18 protein-coding genes are annotated in these 20,993 nt (G+C 66.8%); 11 read left to right on the forward strand and 7 right to left on the reverse strand.

Annotation, left to right across the window (positions count from 1 at the left end; all coding sequences use genetic code 11):
* The first annotated feature begins 48 nt into the window (after positions 1-48).
* The 3 genes from AC5592_RS08100 to truA all read left to right on the forward strand — a co-directional run bounded on the left by AC5592_RS08100 (position 49) and on the right by truA (position 2,722).
* Positions 49-1,107, forward strand: a complete 1,059-nt coding sequence (locus tag AC5592_RS08100) for a DNA-directed RNA polymerase subunit alpha (protein WP_030513445.1) — start codon at positions 49-51, stop codon at positions 1,105-1,107.
* 49 nt (positions 1,108-1,156) lie between these two features.
* Positions 1,157-1,720, forward strand: coding sequence for a 50S ribosomal protein L17 (rplQ, locus tag AC5592_RS08105; protein WP_063063850.1), 564 nt, complete (start codon positions 1,157-1,159; stop codon positions 1,718-1,720).
* 105 nt (positions 1,721-1,825) lie between these two features.
* Positions 1,826-2,722, forward strand: a complete 897-nt coding sequence (gene truA / locus AC5592_RS08110; protein WP_063063851.1) for a tRNA pseudouridine(38-40) synthase TruA — start codon at positions 1,826-1,828, stop codon at positions 2,720-2,722.
* Between the two features lie 216 nt (positions 2,723-2,938).
* On the opposite strand, the gene AC5592_RS08115 is transcribed toward truA, so the two are convergent.
* Positions 2,939-3,388 (reverse strand): Hsp20/alpha crystallin family protein, encoded by a 450-nt coding sequence (locus AC5592_RS08115; protein ID WP_036498273.1) that lies wholly within the window; start codon positions 3,386-3,388, stop codon positions 2,939-2,941.
* A 166-nt stretch (positions 3,389-3,554) separates the two neighbouring features.
* On the opposite strand from AC5592_RS08115, the gene AC5592_RS08120 reads away from it, so the two are divergent.
* Entirely contained in the window at positions 3,555-4,400 is an 846-nt protein-coding gene (locus tag AC5592_RS08120; RefSeq protein ID WP_036498250.1) for an LLM class F420-dependent oxidoreductase, read from the forward strand.
* Positions 4,401-4,462: 62 nt separating this feature from the next.
* Here the strand turns inward: AC5592_RS08120 and AC5592_RS08125 are convergent, their stop codons facing one another.
* Positions 4,463-4,846, reverse strand: a complete 384-nt coding sequence (locus AC5592_RS08125) for a metal-sensitive transcriptional regulator (protein ID WP_232329258.1) — start codon at positions 4,844-4,846, stop codon at positions 4,463-4,465.
* Between the two features lie 99 nt (positions 4,847-4,945).
* Here AC5592_RS08125 and AC5592_RS08130 point away from each other — a divergent pair, with 99 nt between their 5' ends.
* Positions 4,946-5,755 carry an S-methyl-5'-thioadenosine phosphorylase gene (locus tag AC5592_RS08130; protein ID WP_036498275.1) on the forward strand — a complete coding sequence of 270 codons (810 nt, stop codon included), beginning with the start codon at positions 4,946-4,948 and terminating at the stop codon, positions 5,753-5,755.
* Positions 5,756-5,783: 28 nt separating this feature from the next.
* Here AC5592_RS08130 and AC5592_RS08135 read toward each other — a convergent pair whose 3' ends face one another.
* Positions 5,784-6,821 carry a GAF domain-containing protein gene (locus AC5592_RS08135; RefSeq protein ID WP_232329259.1) on the reverse strand — a complete coding sequence of 346 codons (1,038 nt, stop codon included), beginning with the start codon at positions 6,819-6,821 and terminating at the stop codon, positions 5,784-5,786.
* 118 nt (positions 6,822-6,939) lie between these two features.
* Here AC5592_RS08135 and AC5592_RS08140 point away from each other — a divergent pair, with 118 nt between their 5' ends.
* Positions 6,940-7,500, forward strand: a complete 561-nt coding sequence (locus AC5592_RS08140; RefSeq protein WP_036498252.1) for an NADPH-dependent FMN reductase — start codon at positions 6,940-6,942, stop codon at positions 7,498-7,500.
* A 51-nt stretch (positions 7,501-7,551) separates the two neighbouring features.
* Here the strand turns inward: AC5592_RS08140 and eccE are convergent, their stop codons facing one another.
* Complete coding sequence (eccE, locus tag AC5592_RS08145; protein ID WP_051024313.1) at positions 7,552-9,228, reverse strand: type VII secretion protein EccE; 1,677 nt, start codon at positions 9,226-9,228, stop codon at positions 7,552-7,554.
* Between the two features lie 113 nt (positions 9,229-9,341).
* On the opposite strand from eccE, the gene eccB reads away from it, so the two are divergent.
* The gene (eccB, locus tag AC5592_RS08150) at positions 9,342-10,850 is read left to right on the forward strand and encodes a type VII secretion protein EccB (RefSeq protein WP_051024315.1); all 1,509 of its coding nucleotides are present in this window, start codon (positions 9,342-9,344) and stop codon (positions 10,848-10,850) included.
* Between the two features lie 10 nt (positions 10,851-10,860).
* Here eccB and AC5592_RS08155 read toward each other — a convergent pair whose 3' ends face one another.
* Positions 10,861-12,135 carry an MFS transporter gene (locus tag AC5592_RS08155; protein WP_036498254.1) on the reverse strand — a complete coding sequence of 425 codons (1,275 nt, stop codon included), beginning with the start codon at positions 12,133-12,135 and terminating at the stop codon, positions 10,861-10,863.
* A gap of 208 nt (positions 12,136-12,343) precedes the next feature.
* On the opposite strand from AC5592_RS08155, the gene AC5592_RS08160 reads away from it, so the two are divergent.
* Positions 12,344-12,886 carry a pyridoxamine 5'-phosphate oxidase family protein gene (locus AC5592_RS08160; RefSeq protein ID WP_036498277.1) on the forward strand — a complete coding sequence of 181 codons (543 nt, stop codon included), beginning with the start codon at positions 12,344-12,346 and terminating at the stop codon, positions 12,884-12,886.
* A 2-nt stretch (positions 12,887-12,888) separates the two neighbouring features.
* Here AC5592_RS08160 and mycP read toward each other — a convergent pair whose 3' ends face one another.
* Both mycP and eccD read right to left on the reverse strand, forming a co-directional pair.
* Positions 12,889-14,250 carry a type VII secretion-associated serine protease mycosin gene (gene mycP / locus AC5592_RS08165; protein ID WP_167331952.1) on the reverse strand — a complete coding sequence of 454 codons (1,362 nt, stop codon included), beginning with the start codon at positions 14,248-14,250 and terminating at the stop codon, positions 12,889-12,891.
* 61 nt (positions 14,251-14,311) lie between these two features.
* Positions 14,312-15,778 carry a type VII secretion integral membrane protein EccD gene (gene eccD / locus AC5592_RS08170; protein WP_063063852.1) on the reverse strand — a complete coding sequence of 489 codons (1,467 nt, stop codon included), beginning with the start codon at positions 15,776-15,778 and terminating at the stop codon, positions 14,312-14,314.
* Between the two features lie 159 nt (positions 15,779-15,937).
* On the opposite strand from eccD, the gene eccCa reads away from it, so the two are divergent.
* The 3 genes from eccCa (at position 15,938) to AC5592_RS08185 (ending at position 20,913) form a co-directional block, all read left to right on the forward strand.
* On the forward strand, positions 15,938-19,978 hold the full coding sequence (gene eccCa, locus AC5592_RS08175) for a type VII secretion protein EccCa (RefSeq protein WP_063063853.1): 4,041 nt from the start codon (positions 15,938-15,940) through the stop codon (positions 19,976-19,978).
* Positions 19,979-20,244: 266 nt separating this feature from the next.
* On the forward strand, positions 20,245-20,559 hold the full coding sequence (locus tag AC5592_RS08180) for a WXG100 family type VII secretion target (protein ID WP_036498257.1): 315 nt from the start codon (positions 20,245-20,247) through the stop codon (positions 20,557-20,559).
* Positions 20,560-20,610: 51 nt separating this feature from the next.
* Positions 20,611-20,913, forward strand: coding sequence for a WXG100 family type VII secretion target (locus AC5592_RS08185; RefSeq protein ID WP_036498258.1), 303 nt, complete (start codon positions 20,611-20,613; stop codon positions 20,911-20,913).
* The last annotated feature ends 80 nt before the right edge of the window (positions 20,914-20,993 follow it).

A 20,993-nucleotide genomic window follows, 5' to 3' on the forward strand; every position in this document is an offset into this window, starting at 1 on the left:
CAGTTCGTGGGCGTCAAATAGCGGGCGCCCCTGAAGGAGGAGATCCTCATGCTGATTTCACAGCGACCCACACTGGCCGAAGAGGTACTGGCCGAGAACCGCTCGAAGTTCACCATCGAACCCCTCGAGCCGGGCTTCGGTTACACCCTCGGCAATTCGCTGCGCCGTACCCTGCTGTCCTCGATTCCGGGGGCCGCGGTGACCAGCATCCGCATCGACGGCGTGCTGCACGAGTTCACCACCGTCCCGGGTGTGAAGGAAGACGTCACCGACATCATCCTGAACCTCAAGGGCCTGGTCGTGTCGTCCGAAGAGGACGAGCCGGTCACCATGTACGTGCGCAAGCAGGGCCCGGGCACCGTCACCGCCGGTGACATCGTTCCCCCGGCCGGTGTGACCGTGCACAACCCGGACATGCACATCGCCACCCTGAACGACAAGGGCAAGCTGGAGATCGAGCTCGTCGTCGAGCGCGGTCGCGGTTACGTCCCGGCGGTGCAGAACAAGGCCTCGGGTGCGGAAATCGGCCGGATCCCGGTGGATTCGATCTACTCGCCGGTGCTGAAGGTGACCTACAAGGTCGAGGCCACCCGTGTCGAGCAGCGCACCGACTTCGACCGGCTCATCCTGGACGTCGAGACCAAGAACTCGATCTCCCCGCGGGATGCGCTGGCGTCGGCCGGTAAGACCCTGGTCGAGCTGTTCGGCCTGGCGCGCGAGCTGAACGTGGAGGCCGAGGGTATCGAGATCGGGCCGAGCCCGGCCGAGGCGGATCACATCGCCTCGTTCGCGCTGCCGATCGAGGACCTGGACCTCACCGTGCGTTCGTACAACTGCCTCAAGCGCGAGGGTGTGCACACCGTCGGCGAGCTGGTTGCGCGGACCGAATCGGATCTGCTGGACATCCGCAACTTCGGCCAGAAGTCCATCGACGAGGTCAAGGTCAAGCTGCATTCGCTCGGCCTGTCGTTGAAGGACAGCCCGGCCTCCTTCGATCCGTCGAGCGTCGTCGGTTACGACGCCGCCACCGGAACCTGGAGTGACAGCGGCTCCTTCGGCGATGCAGACAACGGCGAGCAGGACTACGCCGAGACCGAACAGCTCTAGGCCTTCCGGGGTGGCAGCCCCGCTCGGCCTTTCCTAAGGAGAACAACCAATGCCCAAGCCCAAGAAGGGTGCTCGCTTCGGCGGGTCGGCGTCGCACCAGAAGGCGATCTTCGCCAATCTGGCCACGGCGCTCTTCGAGCACGGTCGGATCACGACCACCGAGGCCAAGGCCAAGGCGCTGCGCCCCTACGCCGAGAAGCTGGTCACCAAGGCCAAGGCCGGTACGCTGGCCGATCGCCGCGAGGTGCTCAAGGTCATCCGCAACAAGGATGTCCTGCACGAGCTCTTCGCGAACATCGGACCGTCGTTCGAGGGCCGCGAGGGTGGCTACACCCGCATCATCAAGACCGTTCCCCGCAAGGGTGACAACGCGCCGATGGCGATCATCGAGCTGGTCCGGGAGAAGACCGTGACCAACGAGGCCGATCGCGCTCGCCGGGTCGCCGCCCAGCAGGCCAAGACCGAGGTCGCCGAGGACAAGGCCGACGAGGCCACCGAGGCGAAGGCCGACGACGCCACCGAGGCGAAGGCCGACGAGGCTGCTGAGGCGAAGGCCGACGAGGCCACCGAGGCGGAGTCCACCGAGGCTCCCGCCGAGGACAAGGCGGAATGAGTTGGTCCCCGCCACGTGCGGGGACCTCTCGATCTGCGTCGGGAATTCACGAGTGAGCCCGCCGTCCCCTCCGGGTCGGCGGGCTTCGCTCATGTTAACCAGGAAATGGCTGTGACCATGCAGGATCCGGCGGCAACCTCGGTTGCGGTTCGAGTACGGCTCGATATCGCCTACGACGGCACCGATTTCACCGGCTGGGCCCGCCAGCCCGGCCTGCGGACCGTGCAGGGTGTGCTCGAGGAGTCGCTGAGCAAGGTCCTGCGCGAACCGATTCAGCTGACGGTGGCCGGCCGGACCGACGCCGGTGTCCACGCCGAGGGGCAAGTCGCGCATTTCGACACGACCGCGCTGCCCGACTACGACAAGCTGCTGCACCGGCTGGCGCGCTTCCTGCCGAAGGATGTCCGCGTCACCGGGATCCGCTCGGCGCCACCGGAATTCGACGCCCGCTTCTCCGCGATCCGCCGCCACTACGCGTATCGGCTCACCACCGCCCCCTATGGGGCGCCGCCGCTGCTGGCCCGCAGCGTGGTCGCCTGCCGTCCCGGCGTCGATCTCGACGCCATGCGTGAGGCATCGCGAAAGCTGTTGGGACTGCACGATTTCGCCGCATTCTGCCGCCGGCGCGAAGGTGCGACGACGGTCCGCGAATTGCAGCGCTTCGATTGGGTGACGACACCGATCGGTGGTCCCGGCCGGGCTGGTTCCGACCGCGAAGCCGCCATGCTCACCGCCTATGTCAGCGCCGACGCCTTCTGCTGGTCCATGGTGCGCAGTCTGGTGGGCGCGGTGCTCGCGGTGGGGGAGGGGCGCCGCACTCCCGAGTGGGTGGAAAGCCTTCTCGCGGAACGGGAACGGTCGAGTTCGATCACCGTGGCCCCCGCCCACGGATTGAGTCTGATCGCCGTCGACTACCCGGCGGATGCCGACCTCGCCGCCCGCAATGCCGAAACCCGGGAGATGCGCACGATCCCCGAGTCGGACGGCTGCTGCGGTAGCTGACAGCGCGACCTGTCCCCGAGACGGCCGACGGCCCCGCGGCGTCCACGGGGCCGTACGAGTCGCTATTCGAGGGTTGTGCGTGTCTCACCTCCTTCGCGCTGCGACGAACCTCGGTTCCGCCCGCGCGTCCGGCCACCTTGTACCGGTGAGTGGTGTTGTGCGGCTTGCGCACTCAGCTGTTCGCCGATGGCGCGGGCACATCCCGGTCGCGGCGGGTCAGCTCTCGGATCGGCCGGCCTCGATGGTCTTCGGGCCACGGCCCATGCCGCCGATCTCGATGCGCCGCGGCTTGGCCTTCTCGGCGATCGGCAGGGTCACCGACAGCACGCCGTCGTTGTAGGTGGCACTGATGTTGTCGGTATCGATGCCTTCGCCGAGCGACAGCTGGCGCATGTACGTTCCCGCGAATCGTTCCGACGCGATCCATTGCACGTGCTCGTCACCGGGCAGGCTCCGCTGCGCCTTCAGCGTCAGGGTGCCGTTGTCCACGCTCACGTCGACCGAACCGGGATCGACACCCGGGAGATCGGCATTGAGGACGTAGTGGTCACCGGCCTTGAACAGGTCCATCGGCATGAAACGCGGCGCGCGTGTGGTTCCGGCGGCATCCCCCAGGAGCTGCCGGGCAACGGTGTCGATGTCGTGGAACGGGTCGAACCTCAGCACAGGAATCACCTCCATATCCAGTGGTGACGCCCGCCTCGGCGGCGAGCGCCGGAAGCTGTCCGATGCCAAATTTAGCACTCTCGTCGTGTGAGTGCCAGATTGTGCGACGGGAATTTTTCCGGCGCCGGGTGGAATAGTCGCCCGCGCAACGGAGTTCGCAACGACTATGACAGAGGGTGCGCGAACCACGAATATCGGCAAATTCGGCGTCTGGCGGTACTACGCCGGCTTCGAACCGGGGCAGGCTCGTGAGCTGGAGGGTCTCGGGTACAGCACGTTGTGGCTGGGCGGCTCGCCCCCGGCGGAGCTACCGGCCGTGGAGGCGTTGCTCGAGGAGACCGAGACGCTGACGGTCGGCACCAGCATCGTCAATATCTGGTCCGCGCCCGCCGAACAGGTGGCCGAATCGTTCCACCGCATCGACCGGCGCTTCCCGGGCCGCTTCATCCTCGGCTTCGGCGCCGGGCATCCCGAGCAGGATTCCGATTTCCGCAAGCCCTACGACGCGCTCGTCGACTATGTCGATGTGCTCGACGCCAACGGCGTCCCGAAGCAGCAGCTCGCGCTCGCGGCGCTCGGGCCGCGGGTGCTGAAGCTGGCCGCCGACCGCACCGCGGGAGCGCTGCCGTACCTCGTGACCGCCGAACACACCCGGCAGGCCCGCGAAATTCTGGGTCCGGACGCGCTGCTCGTGCCCGAACACAAGATCTCGTTCAGCACCGACCCGGTCCAGGCGCGCCTGACCGCTCGCCCGCGCACGGAGTTCTACCTGAACCTGCGTAATTACGTGGCGAATCTGCGCCGGCTCGGCTTCGGCGACGAGGACCTGACGCCGCCCGGCAGCGACCGGCTGATCGACGCGCTGGCACTGCACGGCTCGGCCGAGCAGATCGCCGACGCGCTGGTCGAGCATTTGAAGGCCGGCGCCGATCAGGTGGCCATCCAGGTCACCGACGAGGATCACATCGGGGTGCTGCGCGCGCTGGCCCCGGCGCTCGCCGCGCGCGTCTGATCGTCTCCCTCGCGACCGCCGCGGCCATGGTCAGCGGCGGTCGTGGGGGATCCCGCCGATGCTCAGGAGCGGACCAACCGCGCGATGGCGTCGGTGGCCTCCTTGATCTTCGCCTCGGCCTCGGGGCCGCCCTGGACAGCCGCGTCGACCACGCAGTGACTGATGTGGTCCTCCAGCAGGCCCATGGCCACCGCCTGCAGCGCTTTGGTCATGGCCGAAACCTGCGTCAGGATGTCGATGCAGTACTTCTCCTCTTCGACCATGCGCTGCAGGCCACGCGCCTGCCCCTCGATCCGGCGCAGCCGCTTGAGGTAGTCGTCCTTGGCGGTGATGTAGCCGTGGGTGGCGTGGTCGTGCCCGGGCTGCGCGGCCGCCTCGGCCGTTCGAACCGTGTTGATCTGATCCTCGCTCACCGGCTGTTCCTCGCTCCCGCCCTGGTAGTTCATACCCCCCTAGGGTACATTATCGGAGGGGTACTGTCAGGGTAGCCGGTGCTGGGTGAGGCGGCGGGGGCCGCCGCCGCGGCGTACGCGAGAATTGCGGTTATGAGTTCGGATCCCCGCCCCGCGCTGGCCATCATCGGCGGTAGCGGCTTCTACGATTTCTTCGGCGACGACGCGACCACACTCGAGATAGAGACACCCTATGGTGTGCCGAGCGCGCCGATCACGGTCGGAGAGGTCGAGGGCCGCCAGGTCGCCTTCCTGCCGCGGCACGGGCGCAAGCACGAATATTCCCCGCACACGGTGCCGTATCAGGCCAATATGTGGGCGCTGCGGTCGATCGGCGTGCGGCGGATCTTCGCGCCGTGTGCGGTCGGCAGCCTGCGGGCGGACTGGGGGCCGGGCACTGTGGCCGTTCCCGACCAACTGGTGGACCGGACCTCCGGCCGCGCGCAGACCTACTTCGACAACGGCGGTATCCACGTCTCCTTCGCCGATCCGTACTGCGACGACCTGCGCTCGGTCGCGACGCGGGCGGCGGTGCCCGAACTGCCGATGCGGTCGGCCGCCACCATGGTCGTGGTGCAGGGCCCGCGCTTCTCCACCCGGGCCGAGAGCCGCTGGTTCGCCGGACAGGGGTGGGAACTGGTGAACATGACCGGATACCCGGAAGCCGTGCTCGCTCGCGAACTCGAAATGTGTTATGCCGCTATCGCTTTGGTGACCGACCTCGATGCGGGCCTGGAGGCCGGGGAGGGCGTCAGCGCGGCCGCCGTCTTCGCCGAATTCGAGCGCAACCTGGTGCCGTTCAAGACCTTGGTGCGCCGCGCGGTCGCCGGTGTCGAGGGTACCGAGACCTGCGATCACTGCACGGTGCATGCCGGGGTGGCGCTGCCGTTCGAACTGCCCTGACGGATCGACCGGCGCACCGCGTCGAACGCTACCGGGTACCTGCCTCGCGCAGATCGATCCGGGCGAGCGCGAAATGCGGCGTGCCGGTTCCGTCCGGACCGTGGGGCAGCGGTGAGACCTCCACGTCCACGGTGATCCACCCCCCGGCCGTATCCGCCAGCCGCAGATTCGGCAGCGTCCACGACGGCGCGCCGGCCCGGATCGCCGTGCGCGCGGCGCTGATTCGCTCCCGGTCGCCGGGATGTGGCAGCGTGCGTTCGTCGGTGCCGCCGGACCAGTCGAGCCCCGGCACCGGCGGGCTGATCCACCGGATCACCCGGACCCGCTCGGTGTCGACCACCGCCAGATACATTCCCGGATTGCGGCCGACCAGTGTCTCGACCGTCACCGCCTCGAACGACTTGGGCTGGGGCGGAACGCTTTCGGTGACATCGGCCAGAATGCCGCGCCACAGGTAGGGATCGGATGCGGAGTTGCGCGTCGCCATCATCAACGTGCGCAGCCCGTCCGGCGTGCGCACGCAGATGTCGCCGCACCAGCGTGATCCGGGCGCGGCGCGTGCCACGATCGCGGCCAGGTCCAGGGCATCGTCGAAACGCTCGACGTGTTCGAAGGATTCGGCCCCGATCCAGACGCTGCGCTTGCGATCGAATGCCGGGCCCAGACCCGCGGACCGCACTTCCGTGCGCCGGGTGTGGGCGTCGAGCAGATGGGTGGCGACCGGCGGCGGCGCGGGTGGGTCGCCCGGACCCACCCACATCTGCACCGCGTGTACCCGCTCGTCGGGCCCGGTCAGCGCGATCGCGCGGGCGCGGTATCCGGACCAGGCGTGACGGGATTTCGGCAGCTGCCGCTCGACGGTCCCACCGCTCGCGGCGGCGGCGGTGAGGATCGGCATCAACCGGGAGGGCACGGTGCGGGCCAACGACTTCCAGCGCCGCGGTGCGGTGTCGACGGCGAGCACCGACCAGGTGGGCGGAACGTCCAGTGTTTCGATCAGCAACCAATGTCCGAGAATCACGAATTTCGCCCCCTTCTGATCGATCCGCGGTGCCCGGTCGGTCACAGCCCGTCCGATATGGCGCTCGAAGATTTTTCGCCCGGGCCACAGGGTATCGGTGCGGCGGGCACGCTCGGTGAGCAGGCCGTCGGTGTGGCGAGAGGGCGCCGACTAGGCTGACGCCATGGACGATCCGCTGCGGTTGGAGGTCATCGTCGCCAGTGTGCGGCCCGAGCGGTTCGCGCCCGTGGTGGCGGACTGGTTCCTCCGCACGGCCCGCGCGGATGCCGGCCTCGACGTCGGCGTCATCGATCTGGCACACACTCCGCTGCCCACCGACCTGACGACGACGCCGCAGGTGGAGGCCTTCCGGGAGCGGATCGGCGCCGCGGACGGATTCATCGCGGTGACCTCCGAGTACAACCACGGCTATCCCGCCTCGCTGAAGACGGCGCTCGACAGCGCCAAACGCGAGTGGCGGGCCAAGCCCATCGGCTTCGTCGGTTACGGCGGACTGTCGGGCGGCCTGCGAGCGATCGAGCAATTGCGCCAGGTCGTCGCGGAGATCCACATGGTCTCGCTGCGCGAGAGCGTGAGTTTTCACGAGGCCAAACGCAAATTCGACGCGGACGGCAACACCGCCGACGGCGCCGCGGTCGACGCCGCGCAGCGGCTTCTGCGGCAATGGGCGTGGTGGGCACGTCATCTGCGCACGGCGCGCAGAACCGACCCGTATCCGGGGTGAGCCGGTTCCGGCGTGCCGTCGGTCTGTGTGCCGGTCGGGGAGTCCGCGAAACTAGTTGTGCGACTGCGCCATTCGCTGCCTGGGATCCTGCTGCGGCATCGGGCGGCGGCCCCGCGGACTGCCGATGTAGGTCGTTTCCCGGGGAATCGAGACCAGCGTCAGATCGACCTGGGTGGTTCCGGTCCGCATCACCACATGGTTGCCGATCGCGCCCGGCTGGTGGATGGACAGATCCGGGTTGGTGGCCGGCCAGCCCATCGGATCACCGGTGACGTAGATCGTGGTCACGCCGGCGTGCGGTGCGGGCGCGAGCACACCGTCGACCACGGCCGCGGTGAATCCGGCGTCGCTCTGATGGGTTTCCACCGCGATGGTGAGCCGCTCGGGATTGCCGATCGTGGTGACCAGCTGCTCCCACGCGTGCGGGCGATCGGTACGGATGAGGATGCGCTCGCCGACGGCCAGCGCCCGGAACACCAGCTGCTGCGCCAGATACAGCTCGCCCGCCACGTAGACGGTCGAAATGCCCTGTCCGACAAGGCGAACGGCGACGCCGTTACCGTCCTCGTCGGAGCCGATCAGCTGACCGCAGCCCGACGAGGGCAGATGCAGGACGCCGACGACGTCGATCGGGTACTGGCTCATCGGGACGGTGTCGTCCACGCCCGGGATGGCGATCGGCAGGTGGGCGAGCAGGCTCTGGCGATGCCGGCCGCTCAGCGACACCATGCCCTTGCGCTTGGTCTTCTCCGGCAGCTCCCGGGCGGTCAATCGCCAGGCCGCGCCGATGTTCACCGTCTCGGGCGAACTTCCCGGCCGCAGCCGGACCGCGACCGTGGTGCCCCGCGACGGCGCGACCCACAGCTGTGCCAGCAGATCCGAGCCCAGCTGCTTGGGATCGACTGCCGCGCCGATGTTCACGCTGTTGCCCAGTTCCGCGTAGCGCCAGCGGTGGGTCAGCGCCCGCGGGTCGACCCCGGCGCTGATCTGCCACACGGCCTTGCGAATCTCGGGCGCGGTGAGCACGCGGGACGCGCAGTCGGCGTCCTCGAGCGCGCGCACGATGCGCTGGGTCGCGATGGTGACCGCCCGGCCCGCGCCCTCCGTACCGCCGCCGCGCCGCGCCGCGGCCTCCGGACAGGCCAGTGCGTCGAAACTGATTGCGAGCCAGACGGTTCGGTGCGCCGTCGCGGGCAGCGGGCCGAGCAGCGATTCGTAGATCGGCCCCGCGGGCGTGCCGGAGCGGCTGCGGTGGCCGTGGCTGATGATGTCGATACCGGACAGCAGGATGTCGTGCTGGCTCAGGCACTGTGCCAGCTCGGGCAGCGGAAGCAGATGCGAGGCGTGCACGGTGTTGCGGTCGATCCGGGTCAGACCGCCCTTGGGTGGTAGCACCTCGACGACGGCGACCACGCGGCTGCCTTCCCAGTACAGACCGAGCGAACGACCGTCCGGGCCACGGAAATCGACGGTATCGCCGAGGTCGTAGTCCTGGCGGGTGACGTACCGCCACACCGTGGCGATCCACGAGGCGATGGTGCGCTTGCCGATCGGGACGAGCAGCACCAGTCCGGCCACGACCGCCGCGCCCAGTGCGTACCAGCCGGGTACGCCGACCGCGAGCACGACGAGCCCGACGACCAGCCCCAGTACCTGTGCGGCCAGCAGATTCGGCAGCGAGATCCGTCCGAGGAGCGGGCGGCTGTTGGTGCCGCTGGATTCGGCCATCGTCGTCCCCCAAGTACCCGGTGTCGGCCGATTCTTCGATGGCCGAGCTGAACTTCAGTCCTGCTGAACTGTACTGTGTTGGGCGAACGCGAGCACTGTTCGGGGGAGGACTCATGCCTTCAAAGCCCACTACGCGCTGGCAGGTGAGCGGCTATCGCTTCCTGGTCAGGCGAATGGAGCACGCCCTGGTACGCCGGGACGTGCGGATGCTGCACGATCCGATGCGCTCGCAGTCGCGCGCCTATGCCGCCGGACTGGTATTGGGTGTCGTCGCGCTGGCCGGCTGCGGTGTGCTCGCGTTGCTGCGGCCGCAGGGGTCGATCGGCGACAACAAGATCCTGCTGGGCAAGGATTCCGGCGCGGTCTACGCCGTCATCGACGGTGTCGTGCATCCGTCGTTGAATCTGGCGTCGGCGCGGCTCGCGGTCGGCGAACCGGCAAAAGCGGTGTCCATCAAGGAATCCGAGCTGGCGAAGAAGCCGCGCGGGGCGCTGATCGGCATTCCGGGTGCGCCGTCCTCGCTGAACTTCGACAGCAGCGGCAAAGGCCGCGCCTGGTCGATCTGCGACGAGCTGAAGAACGACGGCAGCCGTGACCTGACCACGACGGTGCTCGCCGGGGATCCGTCGCTGGGTTCCAAGGCCGCCGAGCTGGATTCGGGTAAGGCACTGCTGGTGCAGGGGCGCGACGCCGCCTATCTGATCTACGACAATCAGCGCGCGCGGGTCGATATGAACGATCCGAAAGTTACCGAGGCCCTGGGCATTCGGGGAATGACGCCGCGGCCGATCAGCGCCGGGCTGCTCAACGCGGTGCCCGAGGTGCTGCCGATCGTGCCGCCGAAGATCACCGATCCGGGCGGTACGCCGGGCTACCCGTTGAACAACCACCGAATCGGCGATGTGGTGCATGTGGAGACCAAGGATCAGTCCTATGTGGTCCTGCGCGACGGACTGCAGGCCATTTCGCCGCTGACCGCCGACATCATCCGCAACTCGAATCCGACCGCTTCGGATCATCCGGAGATCAGCCAGTTCGACAGCACTCAGGCGCCGGTGTCGAACGAGCTTCCGGTGCAGCAGTATCCGGCGCGGCCGCCCACCGTCGTGGACCCCAAGGACCAGCCGATCGAATGCATGTCGTGGAAGCCGCTGTCCGGTGCCGCCGACAAGGCCGACGGCAGTAAGCGCGCGGAATTGGCTGTGCTGACCGGACATTCGCTGCCGATCCCGGACGGTGCGCAGACTACGCCGCTGGCCCAGGCCGACGGTTCGGGTCCGAACGTGGATGCCTTCTACTCCACGCCCGGCTCCGGATTCTTCGTCCAGACCACCGGTATCGAGGCCGACAGCCAGCGCCGCGACAGCATGTTCTACATCGCCGACACCGGGGTGCGCTACGGCATCAAGGACGCCGCCGCGCAGAAGGCGCTGGGGATGGACGCCGACAAGGCCAAGCCCGAACTCGCGCCGTATCAGATCGTCGGCCTGCTCGCCGCCGGTCCGACGCTCGGCCGTCAGGAGGCGATGGTGGCCCATGACGGCGTGGCGCCGGACCCGAATCCGGCCAAGCAGCTGGTGCGTTCCAAGCAGGACCAATCCGCGCAGCAACCGCAGAACTAGCCGGACCCGGCTATTGCCGGGCGGGCGTCTCGGGTAGCGCGCTCTCGTTCGTGCCGAAGCGAATCCCCTTGGCCTCCTTGCCGATCAGCGTCAGGAAGGCCACCGCGATCAACACCGGGACGATGGTGACGGCCAGCGCGAACGGATATCCGTGGCTTTCGGCCACCCGCTCCTGGATCGGCAGATTGAGTGAGGCGAGCAGATTGCCGAGCTGGTAGGTCACGCCCGGGTAGAAGCCGCGGATAGCGTCGGGCGACAGTTCGGTCAGATGTGCCGGGATGACGCCCCAGGCGCCCTGTACGACCAGTTGCATCAGGAACGATCCCAGGCACAGCATGGCCGCGGTCGTCGAATAGGCGAACAACGGCACGATCGGCAGTCCGAGCAGTGCGCAGAAAATGATGGTGTAGCGGCGGCCGTACTTCTGCGAGAGGCTGCCGAACACCAGACCACCGATGATGGCGCCGATGTTGTACACCACCGCAATCCATTTCGCGGTCGCCGAGGACAATCCCGCGCCGCCGTTGTCGATCGCGGACAGGAAGGTCGGGTAGATGTCCTGGGTGCCGTGGCTCATCCAGTTGAACGCGGTCATCAGGAGGACGAGATAGGCGAAGCGGCGGATCACGACCGGATTCATCGCCACGTCACGCAACGAGGTCTGGGTGAGCCGCATACGTTCCCGGCTGTTCTCCCACGCCTCCGATTCACCCACCCGGGTCCGGATCACGAGGATGATCAGGGCCGGAATCACCGAGAGCGCGAACAGCCACCGCCAGGACAGGCCGAGCCAGTTCATCACCAGCAGCGAGGCCAGTGACGCGAGCAGATAGCCGAACGAGTAGCCCTCCTGCAGGAGTCCGGAGAAGAAACCACGCCGCTCGGCGGGGATCTTCTCCATCGCCAGCGCCGCGCCGAGTCCCCATTCGCCACCCATGCCGATGCCGTAGAGCAGCCGAAGTATCAGCAGCACAGTGAAATTCGGTGCGAACGCGCACAGGAACCCGATCACCGAATAGAACGCGACGTCGACGATCAGCGGAAGGCGCCGCCCCACCCGGTCGGCCCAGAGGCCGAACAACAGCGCGCCCACCGGCCGCATGATCAGCGTCGCCGTGGTGATGAACGCGACGTCGGATTTCGGCATATCGAAGGACGCGGCGATATCGGCATAGACGAAGACGACCAGGAAGAAGTCGAAGGCGTCCATCGTCCAGCCCAATTGGGCCGCGATGAACGAATTGCGCTGATCGGGAGTGAGACGTTGCCTGCCGGCGACTGTCATGGCTGTTCCTGCCCCTCGTGCGACGACCCGCGACGGCCGTACCGCTGGACCGCCGCTGTCAGAAATACTGAGTCATCGCCGCGCCGCTCGTGTCGATCTCGGACGGATTCACCCCGCCGACCAGGGCATATCGCCTATAACGGACGAATTGACGGCGCGCCCGGCGATGAATACGGCGGCCGCGCCTCGTCGCAACACCATGGACACCATGCAGACGACCAACCTCGCCGAACTGTACGATCTCGATCCGCTGGACTGGTCCGCCGTCGTGGCCGGTCTGAACGCCGGATTCCCGCAGGCGCCCGGGACGGGTGGCCCCGATCGGCACACCTGCTGGCTGGCCACGATCGATCCGGACGGCAGCCCACATGTCACCGCGGTGGGCGCACTGTGGGTGGACGGTGCCTTCTGGTTCGAAACCGGACCGCGAACACGCAAGGCCCGCAACATCTCTCGTGATCCGCGCTGCACGCTCAGCGTCGCACTGGACACGTTCGACCTCAGCGTGAACGGCACGGCCGAACGCGTCACCGACCCGGCGACGGTAGCGCAGCGGGCCGCCGACTGGGCCGCCGAGGGATGGCCGTGCCGCGTCGACGATTCCGGCGCGGCCCTGACCGCCGACTTCAGCGCGCCGTCGGCCGGCCCGCCGCCCTGGTACGTCTACCGCATCGCGGCGCACGCGGCGACGGCGCTGTCGACGGTCGAGCCGGGCGGGGCGACCCGCTGGCGGTTCGGCGAGCCGCGGTGAACTCACTCGCCGCGGTCGCCGAAGCGGCGGCGCAGCGGGAACGAGGCGAGATATCCGAGCACGGCGAGCACGCCGATGACACCGGTTCCGATCAGCGCCACATTGCGGGAGGTGTGATCGGGGGCCGGGGGCGTGGTCGGCACCGGAAGTTGCCAGCTCTTGGCGGCACTGGGCCGCTTGGGCGGCAACGAGTTCGGAACCTGCGCGGTCAGCGCGGCCACCGGGTCGACCGCGCCGTATCCGACATACGGATTCCATCCCTCGGCGGGTGCGTGGGCGGTGGCCTCGATGCGCTTGATGACGTCGAGCGCGCTGAGCTCCGGGAATCGGGCACGGACGAGGGCCGCCACGCCCGCGACATACGGTGCGGCGAAACTGGTTCCGGAGATGGGCTCGGCCTTGCCCTGCTGATCCACCTTCGCGACGGCCGTCCCCTTGCTGCGCGGATCGTCCCAGTGCGGGTCGAGCGAGGTCAGATTCTCGCCGGGCGCCGCGACGCCGACCCACGGGCCGGGCACGGTGAACTTCGAGGGCTGGCCGTTGTCGTCGATCGAGCCGACCGACAGCACGTAGTCGTCCCACCGCGCGGGCGAGACGTTCATATCGACCTTGGTCCACGGATCGGCGCTCGGATCCAGCGGATCGATGACCGGGTTGGTCCCCTTGCATTTGTCGTTGTTGCCCGCGGCCGTGACGACCACGACGTTCTTCTCGACGGCGGCGTAATGCACCGCGGCGCCGAGGTCGTCGTCGGGAATCGCCCCGGCCTGACAGGCCACCTCGGACATGTTGATGACCGTCGCGCCCATATCGGCCGCCCGGCGCACCGCCTGCGCCAGGGTGTGGGTGGTCCCGTAGCCCTCGGGCATGGCGTCGGGCCCCTTGTCGCGGCCCGCGCCCTTCTTCTGGAAGTAGCTCGAGGTCTGCCGGATGCTCAGAATCTGCGCCTGCGGCGCCACACCCGAAAAGCCTTGTGCCGGAAGACGAGTCGCGGCGATGATGCCGGCCACGAAGGTCCCGTGCGCGTCGCAGTCGTCGGTGCCGTCGCCGGCGGAGACGTAGTCGCCGCCCGGGATGATGCCGGGCAGCCGGGGATGGCGCATCACACCGGTGTCGATCACCGCCACCAATTGCCCTGCGCCACTGGCGAACTGCCATGCCTTGTCCAGTTCCAGACTGCGCTGCGCGGTCGGCACGGTCGGACCGTCCCCGCCGGTGCTGGTGCTGGCGCAGGGTGAATTCGCCGGCTGCTCCGTGGCATCCGGTGGGGCCGGATTACCGCCGGACGGCAGCGCGCCCGGGTTCACCACCGGTTTGTCCGCGATCGCGGCGCCCGCACCCGTCGTGGCGCTCAGACCCAGCATCGCGACGACGGCAGCGACTCGAATTACTCTGCGCCCGAACATTTTCGGATTCATGCGCGGCTCAGAGCGATCGAACGAGCGTGTACAGCTCGGCTACCCAGAACACCAGCGGCAGGACGGCGGCCACGAAGCCGTATTCCAGCAGCTCCACGGCGCGGCGCATCGGCGGCGTCGCCGACTGGTTCGGCACGATCGTGCCCAGGATCAGCGCGGCGATGAGCATCACCATGGCGGCGCCGAACACCGCGAGCGGCTGTTCCACCACGAAGGCCGCGCCGACGGTCATGATCAGCAGGATGGCCGCACCGCCGGCGAGCAGCACCACCGCCAGTTCGGCGCTGACGTAGGTGCGGCTGCGGAACATCAGCACCACCGCGCAGACCAGCGCCAGTGCGATACCGGGCCAATAGGGGCCGTCCGCGGACGGATCGGTCGAGGCGAGCGCGCCGATCACGGTCACCAGGGTGGTCGCGCCGACCAGGCCGGCCAGATACATCCGGGCGCGTTCGGATTTCGTGCGCAGCACATCCATGGTGGGCAGTGCGCGGTGGTCGTCGGGATCGTCCTCGGTGGGATCGATCGGAGTGCCGGGCGAAGGTACCGGCGGCAGTGGCAATTTCGCGAGCAGCATCGACACGCGCGGCGCCAGCGACAGCGCGCCGAGCGCGAGCGCGGCGGCGACCGCGCCGATGGCCTTGACCGGCTGCGAGGTCAGCAGGCCGACCAACGCCGCCGGGACGGCGAACACGGAAAGTGTTGCGGCGCCGATGAACAGAGCCAGACCGACGCCGCTGACGCGCCAGGCCAGCAGTGCCGTCGCGCCGACGAGAACCGAGCCGAGCAGCAGATTCGCCCAGCCGTAGTGGTCGGGCACGATCAGCATGCCCGCGGCGAACGCACTCGGCAGCGCGCAGCCGCCGAGCACCAGCGCGGACGCGGTGTCGCCGTACATGCGGCTCATCACCGTGCCGGCCACCACCAGCAGGATCGTCAGCACCGCGGCGATGGAACCGGTGATCCAGCCCGCCATCGCATCCGGCGCCGCCAGCAGGCCCGTGCATCCGGCGAGCATGGTCAGGATCGCGATGATCGAACCGGTGATTCGCGCGACCCGCGGTGACCAGCTGCGGAAGTGGTCGGCATCGGCGATCGCGACGTTGTACATGATGTCGTCGAACAGCGGACTGGGCGCGACGTGGTCGGCGCTTTCCAGCATGAGCAGTTCGCCGTCGCGCACACCCTGCTCGCCCAGGCTGAGCGAATTGGAGAACGGCGGCTGCCCGATGCGCGCGAGCACCCATTCGGCGGGCTGGAATTGTTCGCCGCTGTTGTCGAAGTCGTTGGTGCGACTGTGTTGCGCCACCATGTCGACCACGCTCGGAATGACCAGGGCGACCGGAACGTCGACCGGAATCGCCATATCGACCTGCGTGTGCTTGGCCAGAATGGTCACCCGCGCCAGATCGGGCGCCCGGACGATTCCGCGGCTCGAATCCTCTTCGATATGGTCCAGTCGCGCGTGCGTCACGCTTCCCCCAACTCCGTCTCTACCTGGTGTTTCAGCATGCGCTCCGGTTTGCGGTCGCGCGGCCGATCCGTGCAGAATGCTGGTCGAACTGTACGACATGTCGGCCGCTGCCTCTACACTGAGTCCGCAGTACAGCCGCCGAAGGGGGATCTTCCGTCGATGAGCACTGTCAGGTTCCAGCGTCGTGCGCGCCGGGAGGTTCCGAGGTCACCGGGCGGCGAAGTGACACTGCAACCGCCGCCGGAGATTCCACGCGCGATACCTGGCAGTCTGATGGGCAAACTGATGCCCGTCGTCATGGTCGTCGGCATGGTCGGAATGATGGCCATCATGTTCACCCGCGGTGGAGGTATCGCCTCCAACCCGATGAGCATGATGTTCCCGATGATGATGGTCTTCTCCATGGTCGGCATGTTCGCCGGTCAGGGCGGTAAGGGGCAGAAGGCCGCCGAGGCCAACGAGGACCGCAAGGACTATCTGCGCTACCTGGACCAGGTCCGCAAGGATGTCGACGAGACCGCCTCCCAGCAGCGCGCGGCGGTCGAATGGAGCCATCCCGAACCGGGTTTGGTGTGGATGCTGGCCGGCACCAGCCGCATGTGGGAACGTCGTCCGGGGGACAAGGACTTCTGCCACGCGCGCATCGGCCTGGGCGGTCAGCGCCTGGCCACCCGCCTGGTCTCGCCGGAAACCGGCCCCGTCGAGGAACTCGAGCCGATCGCGGCCGTATCGCTGCGTCGTTTCGTGCGTACACATTCCACGGTTCCCGATTTGCCCACCGCCATCGCGGTCAAGGGTTTCGCCACCATCCAGCTCAACGGCGACCGCGCTCAGGCGCGCGATATGACCCGCGCGATGTTGTTGCAGCTGTGCATGTTTCAGGCGCCGGACCAGGTTCTGGTCGCCGTGGTTTGCGGTCCCGACACCGCCGCCGAATGGGAGTGGACCAAATGGCTCCCGCACACACAGCATCCGGATTCCCAGGACGGCGTGGGCACCGAGCGCATGGTCTACGGTTCCGTCCGCGAACTCGCGGACGGCCTGAACCCGTTGCTGCACAACCGGGTTCGCTATTCGCGCAACCAGCCGGCCAATCAGAATCTGGTCCACATCGTCATCATCGTCGACGGCGGTCTGCTCGAGGCCGAAGAGGATTCGCTGCGGGAATCCGGCTACGAGGGCGTCACCATCATCGATCTGTGCAGTTACGCTCCGCGCCTGGCGGTTTCGCGCGGCATCCAGATGGTCGTGGAGAACGGTGAATGCGTCGGCCGCGGCGCCACCGGCAATATGGAACGCTTCGCTCTCATCGACCGCATCAGCGCACGGCAGGCCGAACAGGTCGCGCGCCGCCTCGCCCCTTTCCGGGTGGCGGCCGTCCAGCGCGGCGGCGACACCGTGGTCGAGGAGAATGGAGAGGTCATCGACACCTGGGCCAAGCTGGTGGGCCTGGGTGATATCGGAACCTTCAATCCGGAAAACGGATGGAAGCCGCGTTACAGCCGCGACCGGTTGCGGGTGCCGTTCGGTGTAGGCGCCGACGGTTTGCCGGTTTACCTGGATATCAAGGAAGCGGCCGAGGGCGGAATGGGACCGCACGGCCTGTGTATCGGTGCCACCGGTTCGGGTAAGTCGGAATTCCTTCGGACTCTGGTGTTGTCGATGCTGGCAACGCATTCGCCGGACCAACTGAATCTGGTGCTTGTCGACTTCAAAGGTGGTGCGACCTTTCTGGGCTTGGAGGGTGTTCCGCATGTGGCGGCCATCATCACCAACCTGGAGGAGGAAGCCGACCTCGTCGACCGCATGAAGGATGCGCTGCGGGGCGAGATGAATCGCCGCCAGGAAGTGCTCCGTGACAAGGGCAATTTCGCGAATGTCCTCGAATACGAGAAGGCTCGCGCTGCCGGAGCAGACCTCGACCCGATGCCGGCGTTGTTCGTCGTGCTCGACGAGTTTTCGGAACTGCTCAGTCAGCACCCCGATTTCGCCGAACTGTTCGTGATGATCGGTCGTCTGGGCCGATCGCTCCACGTGCATCTGCTGCTGGCCTCGCAGCGATTGGAGGAAGGCAAACTCAAGGGACTGGAATCACATCTGTCCTATCGCATCGGTTTGAAGACGTTCTCGGCCAACGAATCTCGCCAGGTTCTGGGCGTTCCCGATGCCTACAACCTTCCGAACAGTCCCGGTGGCGGATATCTGAAGTCCGATTCCGGTGAGATTCAGCGGTTTCAGGCTTCTTACGTCTCCGGCCCCTACGTGGGTGGCGGATCGCAGCGCGAGGTGACCCAGGCAGGAATCGTCGGCGGCGAGATCGACATCGCTGCACGGCCTTTTATCGCTGGGCAGGTGCCGTTCAGAGCCAGCGATCGGCTCCCACTGCCTCCTGAGCCCAGCATGATCGAGGAAGTCCAGCAGGACGAAAGCGCCGAAAAGATCTCCAACCTGGCCATGCTGGTGTCGCGCATTCAGGGACACGGTCGCGCCGCTCACGAAATCTGGCTGCCACCGTTGGATGAGGCGCCGACACTCGACCAGCTCATTCCGCGTTCGATCCTCACCGGTGAGTACAGTCCCGTCGCGAGTTTGCGCACCGCCATAGGAACAGTGGACCGCCCGTTCGATCAGCGCCGCGACCCCATGGTGATCGACCTGTCCGGGGCCCAAGGCAATGTTGCCATCGTCGGTGGCCCCCAATCCGGTAAATCGACCGCACTCCGTTCCTTGATCATGGGTATGGCGTTGACCCATACCGCAGAACAGGTGCAGTTCTACTGCCTCGATTTCGGTGGTGGCACGCTGGCGGGGCTCGAAGGCCTTCCACACGTCGGTTCGGTGGCGGGGCGCCTGGATGTGGATAAAGTCCGCCGCACCATCTCCGAGATGACCACGATCGTCCGCCAGCGGGAAATGCGTTTCCGCCAACTGGGCATCGAATCGATGGCCGACTTCCGCAGGCTGCGCGGTACCGACCCGTCGAGCAGTCCCGCGGCCGCCGGCGCACACGAGGACCTGTTCGGAGATGTCTTCCTGGTGGTCGACGGTTTCGGATCCATCCGTCAGGATTTCGATGCCCTCGAACAGCCCATCATGAACCTGGCCACGCAGGGTCTCTCGTACGGTGTGCACGTCGTGATCGCGCTGAACCGCTGGGCCGAGGCGCGCCCCGCCCTCAAGGACCAGATCGGCACCCGCATCGAACTTCGCCTGGGTGATCCGATGGATTCCGATCTCGGCCGTCGCGTCGCCGCCTTGGTTCCACAGGGCCGGCCGGGGCGCGGTATGACTCCGGACGCAAAGCACATGCTGACGGCTTTGCCTCGTGTGGACGGGGATTCGAATCCGGAGAATCTCGGTACGGGCGTGGCGGGTTCCGTTGCAGCAATCGCGCGAATGACGCCTGGTCGACCGGCGCGGCAGGTTCGCATGCTGCCTGAATTGCTGACGCGCGAGGACATTCTTCGCAGTCTCGGCAACTGGCCCGCAGGTGTGGACACTCGGCACCCGAACCTGCAGATCCCGATCGGCTTGAACGAATCCGAGCTTGCGCCGGTCCTGCTGAACATGTCCGAGCAGCCGCATTTCTTGATCTTCGGTGACAGCGAATGCGGTAAAACGAACTTGTTGCGCAGCGTGATCAGGGGGATCCTCGAATCGAACACACCTACACAGGCCAAGCTGATCCTGGGCGACTATCGCCGAACCCTGCTGGGTGTGATCGAGACCGATCATCTGGCCGGCTACGCGCCCTCCTCGGAGATACTCGAAAAGATGATGGCCGAGCTGGCGGGCCTGCTTCGTAAGCGGATGCCGGGGCCGGACGTGACTCAGCAACAGCTGCGTGATCGTTCGTGGTGGACCGGGCCTGAGGTCTACGTCGTTGTCGACGACTACGACCTGGTATCCACGTCGAGTGGAAACCCGCTCGGGATTTTGGCCGAATTCCTCGCGCACGCAAAGGACATCGGCTTCCATCTGATCATCGCCCGGAGATCGGGTGGAGCCTCCCGAGCACTGTACGAGCCGCTGGTCTCGAGGATGAAGGATGTGGGCACGACCGCTCTCATCATGAGCGGCAACCGTGAGGAGGGCGTCCTGCTGGCCGGCATCCGGCCGAGCGAAATGCCGCCGGGCCGCGGCACGTTGGCGACGCGCGCGGGGTCCAGTCTCATCCAAACGGCCTGGAGCCCCGAATGATTGTGGACAACCCGTCCGAGAGATGGCACGCTAGGTGCCAATTGGACACTCTCGGTCAGTGGCAGCTGTCCGATGTCGAAGGGGGAGGTGGCAAACCGTCGATCATGACGTATGACCGTTTGAGTAGCCGATCGCTTGGTCTGGCTCGGCCTATTCGAGGCAAATCGTTGGAACCGGCAGCGCTCGGGCTGCGTCCAACTTTCATGTAGAGACCACCAGTGCCGTCATCAGCGGACGACGGTGAGGACAAACCAGAGGAGCTTATTGTGGCGCAGTCATTCAATCTCGATGGTGGAAAACTCGACGACTTCATCAGGCAGATGAACGATCTTCACACCACCATCGACGGCCACGTGCAGACCGCCCGTGCCACGGCGGGAGAGTTGGCGCATCACCTGCAGGGTGGGGCGGGCGATGCCCTTCAGGCGACGTTCGAACGTTTCCTGGACGCGGCGAAGCGGATGAACGACAGTCTCCTGCAGAACGCCGACAACTTGCAGGATGTCAACAAGAAGTATGGTCACGTCGAAATGGATCAGCTGCACCACCTCAAAGAGGTGGATTCGCTTCTGAACATGTGACGGTGAGCTCGTCCGACCTATTCTGATTACAGACATTCATAAGGGGAAACAATGGCCGACTTCGGCTCGATCTCATACAACTTCGGCGGCATCAACGACGGCGGTAGTCAGCTCCACACCGTTGCCAAGAACATCACCTCCGAACTCGAGGACATGGAGCGCAAGTTCCAGGCGTTCATGAGTGAAAACTTCGGGGGCGCGGGCGCCGAGGCTTTCCAGCAGGTCCAGGTCAACTGGAGCCAGCAGTCCAACGAAATGTCGGCTGCGCTCGCGCAGCTCGGCGTGAAGACCGTCAACGCTGGTGAGGCGATGCAGGGCGCGGACATTCTGGCCGCGAAGATCATCGGCGGCTGATCACGCGAGGCTTCTCGAAAGGGCTGGCCGTATTCCCACGCGAATGCGGTCAGCCCTTTCTGTATCGCTACTAGGGTCGC

It is taken from the genome of Nocardia violaceofusca NBRC 14427 (assembly GCF_963869435.1).
GTDB lineage: Bacteria > Actinomycetota > Actinomycetes > Mycobacteriales > Mycobacteriaceae > Nocardia > Nocardia aobensis.

Bases quoted from the DNA above. Each gene is read 5' to 3' on its own strand.
- AC5592_RS08100 (WP_030513445.1), top strand. From the start codon at position 49: ATGCTGATTTCACAGCGACCCACACTGGCCGAAGAGGTACTGGCCGAG.
- rplQ (WP_063063850.1), top strand. From the start codon at position 1,157: ATGCCCAAGCCCAAGAAGGGTGCTCGCTTCGGCGGGTCGGCGTCGCAC.
- truA (WP_063063851.1), top strand. From the start codon at position 1,826: ATGGCTGTGACCATGCAGGATCCGGCGGCAACCTCGGTTGCGGTTCGA.
- AC5592_RS08120 (WP_036498250.1), top strand. From the start codon at position 3,555: ATGACAGAGGGTGCGCGAACCACGAATATCGGCAAATTCGGCGTCTGG.
- AC5592_RS08125 (WP_232329258.1), bottom strand. From the start codon at position 4,846: ATGAACTACCAGGGCGGGAGCGAGGAACAGCCGGTGAGCGAGGATCAG.
- AC5592_RS08130 (WP_036498275.1), top strand. From the start codon at position 4,946: ATGAGTTCGGATCCCCGCCCCGCGCTGGCCATCATCGGCGGTAGCGGC.
- AC5592_RS08140 (WP_036498252.1), top strand. From the start codon at position 6,940: ATGGACGATCCGCTGCGGTTGGAGGTCATCGTCGCCAGTGTGCGGCCC.
- eccE (WP_051024313.1), bottom strand. From the start codon at position 9,228: ATGGCCGAATCCAGCGGCACCAACAGCCGCCCGCTCCTCGGACGGATC.
- eccB (WP_051024315.1), top strand. From the start codon at position 9,342: ATGCCTTCAAAGCCCACTACGCGCTGGCAGGTGAGCGGCTATCGCTTC.
- AC5592_RS08155 (WP_036498254.1), bottom strand. From the start codon at position 12,135: ATGACAGTCGCCGGCAGGCAACGTCTCACTCCCGATCAGCGCAATTCG.
- AC5592_RS08160 (WP_036498277.1), top strand. From the start codon at position 12,344: ATGCAGACGACCAACCTCGCCGAACTGTACGATCTCGATCCGCTGGAC.
- mycP (WP_167331952.1), bottom strand. From the start codon at position 14,250: ATGCTGGGTCTGAGCGCCACGACGGGTGCGGGCGCCGCGATCGCGGAC.
- eccCa (WP_063063853.1), top strand. From the start codon at position 15,938: ATGAGCACTGTCAGGTTCCAGCGTCGTGCGCGCCGGGAGGTTCCGAGG.
- AC5592_RS08185 (WP_036498258.1), top strand. From the start codon at position 20,611: ATGGCCGACTTCGGCTCGATCTCATACAACTTCGGCGGCATCAACGAC.